The sequence below is a fragment of the Blautia sp. 210820-DFI.6.14 genome (assembly GCF_020558815.1).
Lineage (GTDB): Bacteria > Bacillota > Clostridia > Lachnospirales > Lachnospiraceae > Blautia_A > Blautia_A obeum.
The window spans coordinates 79,256-87,964 of the sequence record NZ_JAJCKS010000015.1; the positions used below are offsets into that span (position 1 = coordinate 79,256).

6 protein-coding genes and 1 tRNA gene are annotated in these 8,709 nt (G+C 41.6%); all 7 read left to right on the plus strand.

What is annotated here, in order from left to right:
* Positions 1 to 81: 81 nt before the first annotated feature.
* The 7 genes from LI112_RS11630 to LI112_RS11660 all read left to right on the plus strand — a co-directional run bounded on the left by LI112_RS11630 (position 82) and on the right by LI112_RS11660 (position 8,459).
* Complete coding sequence (locus LI112_RS11630) at positions 82 to 1,890, plus strand: leucine-rich repeat protein (RefSeq protein ID WP_005423951.1); 1,809 nt, start codon at positions 82 to 84, stop codon at positions 1,888 to 1,890.
* Positions 1,887 to 3,245, plus strand: coding sequence for an MBOAT family protein (locus LI112_RS11635; protein WP_227190773.1), 1,359 nt, complete (start codon positions 1,887 to 1,889; stop codon positions 3,243 to 3,245). Before LI112_RS11630 ends, LI112_RS11635 begins: the two co-directional genes overlap by 4 nt.
* Positions 3,246 to 3,247: 2 nt before the next feature.
* The gene (locus tag LI112_RS11640) at positions 3,248 to 4,558 is read left to right on the plus strand and encodes a hypothetical protein (RefSeq protein WP_005423960.1); all 1,311 of its coding nucleotides are present in this window, start codon (positions 3,248 to 3,250) and stop codon (positions 4,556 to 4,558) included.
* Between the two features lie 132 nt (positions 4,559 to 4,690).
* Entirely contained in the window at positions 4,691 to 6,142 is a 1,452-nt protein-coding gene (locus tag LI112_RS11645) for a family 43 glycosylhydrolase (RefSeq protein WP_005423963.1), read from the plus strand.
* 69 nt (positions 6,143 to 6,211) lie between these two features.
* On the plus strand, positions 6,212 to 6,928 hold the full coding sequence (locus LI112_RS11650) for a LytTR family DNA-binding domain-containing protein (protein ID WP_005423966.1): 717 nt from the start codon (positions 6,212 to 6,214) through the stop codon (positions 6,926 to 6,928).
* Positions 6,925 to 8,238, plus strand: a complete 1,314-nt coding sequence (locus tag LI112_RS11655; RefSeq protein WP_022388924.1) for an ATP-binding protein — start codon at positions 6,925 to 6,927, stop codon at positions 8,236 to 8,238. Before LI112_RS11650 ends, LI112_RS11655 begins: the two co-directional genes overlap by 4 nt.
* 133 nt (positions 8,239 to 8,371) lie before the next feature.
* A tRNA-Ser gene (locus LI112_RS11660) sits at positions 8,372 to 8,459 on the plus strand.
* The last annotated feature ends 250 nt before the right edge of the window (positions 8,460 to 8,709 follow it).

Sequence of the window (8,709 nt, forward strand, 5' to 3'; positions counted from 1 at the left end):
CAAGCAATTAAAGCTGTGCCTTAAGTCTACCGGAAGGCCGCTGTGTATTTATAAGATAAAACGGAAGGAGGAGACTGAACTATGGGTAAAAGAAAATTAAAAACTGTATTCTGGGTATTCCTTCTTCTGATAGTGACAGGTCTGATAGGATGTAAGCAGAAAGAGCCCGAAAAAGAACAGCTTTGTCATATTGTTATGGAAAAGGGGGATGGGTATCAGGTAACGGATCCTGTCAGAACAATAAAATCCGGAAGCAATGTGAGCTTTACAGTCACGCTGGATAATAACTGGCAGATTCTGGGCACAGATTATCATGGCGAGACAGAAATAATAAAAGATGATGATGGAAAAACCGTGGAGATTGTTCTGCATGAAGTAAAATATTCGGAGAGTATCTGCATTCAGGCTGAAAAAGGAAAATATGAGATTTTGTATGATGCCAATGGCGGACAAAACACTTCAGGGGATTCAGACAGAGTGAGCATCTGTTATCGAGGTACTCACCAGAGAATCAATACTTCAATAGGAACGGATCTCTTTTTCAGAAAGGGTTACACACTGCTTGGATGGAATACCAGGGCTGATGGAAGCGGCCAGGCTGTGGGACTTGGAAGCCGGATCGCGTGGAAAGCAGGGCTTGTGCTGTATGCACAGTGGACGCCGTGGACAGACGAGGCAGATTTTATATACAAAAAAGTATCAGGCTTTGCAGTCATAACCGGATATAGCGGCAAGGCACAGCAGATCTGTATTCCACCCAGTCTTGGAGGATTGCCGGTACGTACAATCCGGGAGAATGCTTTTGCAGATACAGACTGTAAAACCGTGATTCTTTCGCCGGGAATCTATGAAATTGAAAAGTGGGCATTCAGAAACAGTCATCTGGAACAGTTGTATCTTTATGATGATCTGGAAAAAATCAGTGACTATGCATTTCAGGACTGTGATATGCTGCATACTCTGCATATCAACGCAATCGAGGCTCCGGCCTACAGTGGAAATTATTTCGATACATTCCAGGATAAATATGATCGTCTGCTGAGTATGAAGGATAAAAAGAAGATTGTCCTGTTTTCCGGCTCTTCGACAAGATTTGGTTACGACAGTGAGATGATAGACCAGGCTTTTCCTGATTATGAAGTAGTCAATATGGGAGTTTTTGCCTATTCACCGGCACTTCCGCAGCTTGAACTGATTCGTTCCTGTATGAAGGAAGGAGATGTTCTTCTGGATTCTCCGGAATTTGATGCGGCAAACCGGCAGTTCTGTTATCAGAAGGAACTGGATTATGCAACTTTTGCCATGATGGAGTCTGATTATGATGTGTTTGCGCAGCTGGACCTCAGAGAGTATAAACAGATTTTCACTGCTTTTACTGCATATCAGGATGCAAGAGCAGATATGGAAAGAAAAAATTATGATGTCTGCGCATCAGAGTATGACGAGGATGGAAATGAAGTGGAGGAGCCAAGCTACAATGAATACGGGGATTATGTAGTGTACCGTCCGAATTCCACAAGTGAAAAACCGATTTACGGACTTCCGGTAAATTATACAGTAAATGCATATCCGAAGGATACTTATATCGATTCCATAAATACAGAATTTCAAAGATTTCTGGATCAGGGAATAAAAGTTTATTTTACTTACTCACCCAGGAATAAATATGCGCTTTCTGAAGACAGCACACAGGAGGAAAGAATCCGGCTGCATGAATATTTTAAGAGTCAGCTGAATGTTCCTGTCATTTCGGAACTTGAGGATTCTTTGTATACAGGAATTTATCTGTATGGAACGGATAATCATTTGTCTACGGAAGGGGCACAGATCCGGACTGAAAAAGTGATAAGGGATCTGAAAGAACAGTTTGCGAAGGAGGAAAAGAAATGAATTTTATATCACTGACATTTGTTTTCTCCTTTCCGGTGGTAGTGCTTTTGTACTGGAAGATTCCATGGAAATACAGAGAACTCTTTCTACTGGCTGTGAGCTATTTCTTTTACATAAAAGAAAGTTCCTGGGCAGGAGGACTGCTTCTGCTTACAACGGCAATCACGTATCTGGCGGGAATTGCTGTTGAGAAGGGCAGATACAGAAGAGCCTGGCTGATTTTGGCAGTGACTGTATGTCTGGGATTTCTGATCGGTCTGAAATATTCAGTCCCGCCAGTGGGAATCTCATTTTATACCTTCCAGACAATGGCATATGTGATCGATGTGTATCGTGGCGAAATTTCAGCGGAAAAAAGTCCTTTAAGCTATGCTCTGTTTGTCTCGTTCTTTCCACAGCTGGTTGCAGGTCCGATCGAGAGAGCAGGTAATCTTCTTGGACAGCTGAAGGAAAAGCATACAATGAGAGGGGAAAATCTGCTGAATGGTTTCTGGCTGATGCTCCGGGGATTTTACAAAAAAGTTGTCGTGGCAGATTATCTGGCGGTATATGTTGATAAAGTATATGCTGCACCGCAGGATGCCGGAGGGATTGGAGCGGTTCTGGGAACGGCGTTTTTTGCGGTTCAGATTTATTGTGATTTTTCGGGATATACAGATATTGCAAGAGGTGCGGCACGTATGATGGGAATACGGCTTATGGAAAATTTCAGGCATCCTTATCGCGCGGTAAGCATACAGGATTTCTGGAAAAGATGGCATATCAGCCTGACATGCTGGTTTACAGATTATGTATATATTCCACTTGGAGGAAACCGCAGAGGGTTTGCAAAGCGATGCAGGAATGTACTGATCGTTTTTCTGCTGAGTGGATTCTGGCATGGAGCGTCATGGAATTTTGTTGTATGGGGACTGATCCATGGGATCTATATGGTTGGCGCTATATGCCTTTCACAGATTAGGAAAGATAAAAAGAGAATCCTTCATCCGGTGGCTGGCTGGATTCTTACGCTGCTTCTTGTGAATATTGCGTGGGTGTTCTTTCGTGCTCCTTCACTTATAGGCGCATGGCGGATTCTGCAACAGCCGTTTGTGAATCCTCTGGGCAGTGGAATAGCTGAGACTATGAGTTTCCTGGGAATTCGGGGATTTGCGATTCTGCGACTTCTTACGACAGGAATTAGCTGGCTGATTCTGGAACGACTTCCTGAGGAAATCGATAAGAACTGCCAGACTCAGAAAGGCTTTTGTATGGCAGCAGTGATTTTTGTTGTTATGGTGACTGTGATTGAATTTTCATGGCTTGGCAAGATGGCATCAGGCGGTGAAAATGCATTTATTTATTTCAGGTTTTAAATATGGATAAAAGAACAGTAAGACGTATTGTTGCAACTGCACTGGCAGTGATTCTGGCTGAACAGGTATTTTTTCTGATCTGCGGTTTTGGACTGCCTGTACAGTTCGGGGATACATTTATGGGAGAACTGAAAAGTAAATATGAGAGGCTGAAGGAAACTTCGGGAAAGCGAATTGTGCTTGTCGGAGGAAGCGGAGTGGCTTTTGACTGTGACAGTGCCCTGATGGATGATTTTTTTCCTTCATATGAAATAGTTAATTTCGGTATGTATGCAGGTCTTGGAACCAAGGCAGTTATGGATCTTTCCGAAAATTATATTCATGAAGGAGATATCGTAATCCTTTCCCCGGAGCAGGGTGAGCAGACATTTTCCGATTATTTTAACGGAGAATACATGTGGCAGGCTGCTGATGGAGCCTTTGGAATGCTTCGTGATCTGAAAAGTGAAAACTTTGACGCGATGCTGGGAAATTTTCCACGGTTTGCACTGGAAAAGCTGAATTATGTAATGAAAGGACAGAAGCCTCAGACGGACAGCATTTATCAGAAGAAATCCTTTAATACATACGGAGATATCGAACTGGATACATGTCGGGAAAACATCCTTCCGAATGGTTATGATGTGAACCAGAAAGTAAGATTTACAGAAGATGTAGTTCAGCCGGAATTTATGGACTATATGAATGACTGGGCCAAAAGACTTGAAAAAAAAGGGGCTGTGGTCTGGTATCGGTACTGTCCGGTAAATAAACTGTCTGTGGAAGATATGGATGACCTGGCAGCATATGATGTATTTTTGCGTCAGAAACTGGATTTTCCTGTTATAGGAAATCCGGAAAACAGTCTGATGGAAGCGGAGTGGTTTTTTGACACCAATTTTCATCTGAATCAGCCAGGAAAAGAGGTAAATACCGTGCAGCTGATCCGCGATATGAAAGCGATGCTGGGGGATGACAGAGCTGTAACTGTGGAACTCCCGGAGAAACCTCACAGAACGTGGGGAGATGTATCTGCAGAAACCAGAATATGGACTGCAAAGGACAGTGAGACATATCAGGGTGAAGAAACGATCGTGATCCCGGAGAATGTGACACAGATTGAAGACTATGCTTTTTCGAATTGCGCAGGTCTTAAGCAAATTGTGCTTGAACAGAAAGATCCTTCGAAATGTATTGTGGGTCAGCATCTTCTGGATGGTACAGGTGCAGAAATCCTTGTTCCGCAGATGTCTGTAGACAGTTATAAGCGAAATTATTTCTGGTCAGTGTATGCCGGCAGGATCGGGAAAGTTACTGCTCACGCAGAAAAATAAACCAACCACGTTCAAAAGAAATCTGATACGGAAAATCATGATACAATGCAGATACGATAAAAGTGAGACTATAAATTTTGAACTGTAAAATCAGGATTGTGAAATTGATAATATGAAATCTGGAGGGAAAACATGAAAACAAAACAGGCTGTGAATCCATACATGCCAAGCTGGGAATATGTTCCGGATGCAGAACCACATGTTGTAGGAGACCGTGTGTATGTTTACGGTTCTCATGACATATTCAACGGACTGAATTTCTGCCTGGGCGATTATGTCTGCTGGTCGGCACCGGTGGATGATCTTGGTAACTGGCGTTATGAGGGCTGCATTTATAAGAGAGAACAGGATCCGGCAGCACCGAGAATCCGTCTGACAAATGGCCTTGCAGCACCGGATATGGTGCAGGGACCGGATGGAAGATTTTATTTGTACTATTTCATGGGTGGTACAAAGATGATCTCCGTAGCTGTATGTGATGAACCGGCAGGAAAATATGAATTTTACGGGTATGTAAAATACAGTGACGGTATTGCAATTGGCAAAAAAAATGAGCCGTTCCAGTTTGATCCGGGTATCTTTATGGATGATGATGGAAAACTGTATCTGTATACAGGTTTTGCACTGGCAGGAAACCCGATCCTTCTGGATGGATCGAAACCGACAGAACATGGCCCGATGTGTTTTGAACTTGATCCTTCTGATATGCTGACGGTACTGAATGGACCGTCCTATATTGGAGTTGCTGGCGAAAAGGAATCCATCGGTACTCCTTATGAGGGACATTCTTTCCTTGAAGCAAGCTCCATGCGTAAATTTAATGGTACATACTATTTCATTTACAGCACAATGAACAGCCATGAACTCTGCTATGCGACAAGTGACAGCCCGGTTAAAGGATTTCAGTATGGCGGTATTCTGGTAAGTAACGGTGATGTAGGTTTTGAAGGTGTACCGGATGTGAAGCATGCGAGATGCAATACCGGAAATACACATGGCAGTATCATTGAATTAAATGGAAAATATTTTGTTTTTTATCACAGACACAGCAACCGTAAACAGTCTTCACGTCAGGCTATGGCAGAAGAAATCCGCTTTGAAGATGGCAAATTTTATCAGGCAGAAATGACCTCCTGTGGATTAAATGGAGGTCCGTTGGAAGGAAAAGGAAGCTATCCGTCATACATTGCATGCAATCTTTATGGAAAAAAAGGTACTCGTTTCCTGAGTATGATCAAGCATCCAAAAAAAGGATGTCCTTACCTGACCCAGGATGGAAAAGACAGAGAATCCGGACCGGATCAGTACATTGCAAATATGTGTGATGGTGCGCTTGCCGGATTTAAATATTTTGATCTCAGTGAAACAAAAGAGATCAGTGTGACTATAAAGGGACATGCGGAAGGTACACTGTATGTCCGTACCAGTGAAAACGGAGAAGCTATAGCTGAGATTTCCATCAGCCCGAGTAAAGAACTCAGGGAATTTTCCTCTGATATTCATGTTTCGGGAAATAAAGAAGCTTTGTTCTTCGTCTTCGAAGGAAAGGGAAACTTTGATTTTATTTCATTTACTCTGAAATAAAAAATACATTGTTTCCTGTGCTTTTTCTTGTTATACTACAAGTATTATTATGTAGAAAAGGCACGGGGGATGAACATGCTTCGTATTGCAACAGTGGAAGATGATGCGAATGACCTGGAAGCGTTACGAACTCACCTGAGTCGATACGAAAAAGAAAACGGACTGAAATTTCAGGTTACAGAATTTCGGGACGGAGAAGATATAGTGACAGATTATTCTGCGGATTATGACCTGATCCTCATGGATATTGAGATGGCGTTCCTGAATGGAATGAAAGCAGCAGAAAAAATCCGCGAACTGGATAAGGATGTTATTATCATATTTATAACTAATATGCCTCAGTATGCAATTCAGGGCTATAAAGTAAATGCTCTGGATTACATGCTGAAGCCTATTTCGTATTTCTCTTTTTCGGAGAGTATGGGAAGAGCGCTTCACAGAGTAAACGTACAGGAAAAAGAATTTATCACCATTGCGCTGAAAGGCGGCAAAAAGAAACTGGATATTACACAGATCTGTTATGTAGAGGTGCAGGACCACCTTCTGCTTTATCATACAACAGAAGGGAGCTTTGCGACCAAAGGAACGATCCGGGATGCGGAAAGTCAGCTGGATGCAAAAAGCTTTTTCAGATGTAACAGATGCTATCTGGTAAATCTGGAGTATGTGGATAATTATATGGGAAGTGACGTCAGCGTCAATGGAGATACGATTCAGGTAAGCAGGAGCAGACGAAAACCATTCCTGGACGCATTAAATGAATATTTGAATGAGGTGGGCAAATGAACACAGCAGAGGTGCTAAATACACCAGGGTATTACTATGCCATAGCTTATGCTTTATCCGTATTTGTGATTGCATGTACGAATGAAAGAAAACTTGGGAGATGGAAGCTGGCAGCAGTAAGCTGTGTTCAGTTTGCCCTCCTTTTATTTTTTATGACAGAAACAGATGGCGTGAGACAGGAACTGTTTATTCCATCAATGATGGTGATCGTAGGACTACTTTTTGGATATATTTATATATGTAATGATTTTTCGCTCAGAGAGGCTGGATTTTATTGTGTAAAGGCTTTTATTAACGGAGAGTTTGCTGCGTCTATGTGCTGGCAGATCTATTATTATCTGCGGTATGTGCGTGGAATGGATGGAGAACACTGGAGATGGGTGGAACTGGTCCTGGTGTATGCAGTGATTTTTGCCATATTGACATTGATTGAGCTGAATCTCAAAAAAGATCTTGAAGAACTACATATTACAAGAAGAGAACTGCTGGTGGTCATTATCATTGCTGCATCAGTATTTGCCATGAGTAACTTAAGCTATCTTGATCAGAATGGATTGTTCAGTGGAAGCTTTGTTATGGATATTTTTATTATCCGTACACTTGTAGATCTGAGTGGTATTGCAGTGCTGTATGCATATCATATTCAGGTAAAAGAAGTTCAGATCCGGTTTGAAAAAGATGCTTTGCATAATATTATGGAGATGCAATATAAAAACTATCAGCTATCCAAAGAAAATATTGATATGGTGAATCAAAAATATCATGATCTGAAGCATCAGATCAATATTCTCAAAACGCAGTCTTATACCGGAAAGTCTACAAGCTATCTGGAAAAGATGGAACGGGAGATCCGGGTATACGAGACACAGAATAAGACGGGAAATCAGATTCTGGATGCTGTGCTGACAAATAAAGCAATGATATGCCAGAATAAGGAAATTGAACTGAAATTTATTGTAGACGGGGAAGCACTGTCTTTTATGGATGATATGGATGTAAGTGCATTATTTGGTAATATGCTGGATAATGCAATTGAGAGTGCGGAAAAACAGCAGGAGAAACAGAAACGCCTGATCTGGCTTTATGTAACCAGAGAAAAACAGTTTGTCCGCATCCGTACAGAAAATTACTGTGATGAGAAGATACACTTCAAGAATGGTATGCCGGTGACAATGAAGAAGGACAGACGACTTCATGGATATGGTATGAAGAGTATAAAGAGTACAGTAGAAAAGTACCATGGTTCTGTTGTTGCAGCGCAGGAAAACAACTGGTTTGAACTTAAAATACTGCTTCCGGCAGGCAGGTAAAGACTGTATAAAAAAATATTAAAATAAATGCAAAAAAAGTGTTGACAATGTAAAATCAGTTATGTATAATTAACCATGCGTTTCGGAAAGAAATGCACTTCAAATTGCATAAGGTATTATGAATTCGGAGTCAGGAGAAGTACTCAAGAGGCCGAAGAGGTGCCCCTGCTAAGGGTATAGGTCGGGCAACCGGCGCGAGGGTTCAAATCCCTCCTTCTCCGTTTGAAGTTTTGAATTTTGAAAAAATAAAAAACTTCAAAAAAGTACTTGACATTCAGAAATGAATGTGATAAAGTAAACGAGTTGCTGATAAGCGACGAATCACAAAAGCCATTAAAAAGTTTTGAAAAAAACTTAAAAAAGTTCTTGACAAACGGAAATGACTGTGATAAACTAAATGAGCTGTCGCAAGACGGCAAACAAAGAACCTTGATAACTAAACAGTGAAACACATACGATTCTCGAAAATTC

Coding starts and splice junctions, on each gene's coding strand:
- LI112_RS11630 (WP_005423951.1), top strand. CDS start 82: ATGGGTAAAAGAAAATTAAAAACTGTATTCTGGGTATTCCTTCTTCTG.
- LI112_RS11645 (WP_005423963.1), top strand. CDS start 4,691: ATGAAAACAAAACAGGCTGTGAATCCATACATGCCAAGCTGGGAATAT.
- LI112_RS11655 (WP_022388924.1), top strand. CDS start 6,925: ATGAACACAGCAGAGGTGCTAAATACACCAGGGTATTACTATGCCATA.
- LI112_RS11635 (WP_227190773.1), top strand. CDS start 1,887: ATGAATTTTATATCACTGACATTTGTTTTCTCCTTTCCGGTGGTAGTG.
- LI112_RS11650 (WP_005423966.1), top strand. CDS start 6,212: ATGAACATGCTTCGTATTGCAACAGTGGAAGATGATGCGAATGACCTG.
- LI112_RS11640 (WP_005423960.1), top strand. CDS start 3,248: ATGGATAAAAGAACAGTAAGACGTATTGTTGCAACTGCACTGGCAGTG.